Genomic DNA, 624 nt, shown 5'->3' on the forward strand with positions numbered 1-624 from the left:
GTCTATTCCGGCTTCTTCGATGCTGAATATGACGTTCTGTCCTCGGATCGCTTCGGTGATGTGACGGCGTTTGGTGAATTCATGTTCGCCCAGCGCTCCTCGCAGCAGCAGCTGGCTCCGGTGGGTACCTTCTGGTTCCCGCTTGTTCCGGCCTTCCACCCGAACAACCCGACCGGTGAAGATGTCTTCGTCGCCCGCCGTCTGGCGGAACTCGAATCGGGCCGCTTCTTCACGCAGGACGCTTCGTCCTGGCGTGGTATCTTCGGCTTCGAAGGTACGCTGCCGGCCGGTATCTTCTGGGATACCTCGCTGTCCTATGGCCGCTATGTTGATGCTCAGGTTGTTGACGGTCAGGCCAACCCGGTCCGTGCCGCACAAGTGCTCTGTAACGACCCGGCCTCCATCGCTGCCGGTGCCTGTCAGACGCCTGCCAACCTGATCTGGGACCCGTTCCGCACCGGAACGCTGTCCGACACGATTGCGAACTACTTCCTGGTTCGCCACTCGCCGGTCTCGCGTCAAACGCGGATGTCCTTCCAGGCCAACATGTCGGGTGATCTCGGCGGTCTGGCTCTGCCGGGCGGTCCGATCGGCTGGGCTGTCGGTTATGAGCGCCGCCGTGAT

1 pseudogene is annotated in these 624 nt (G+C 62.0%); it reads left to right on the forward strand.

What is annotated here, in order from left to right:
* Positions 1-624, forward strand: a pseudogene (locus V0U79_RS13630) (TonB-dependent receptor plug domain-containing protein); the annotation flags it as partial.

The sequence above is a fragment of the Hyphobacterium lacteum genome (assembly GCF_036330345.1).
In the GTDB taxonomy this organism is placed as follows: domain Bacteria; phylum Pseudomonadota; class Alphaproteobacteria; order Caulobacterales; family Maricaulaceae; genus Hyphobacterium; species Hyphobacterium lacteum.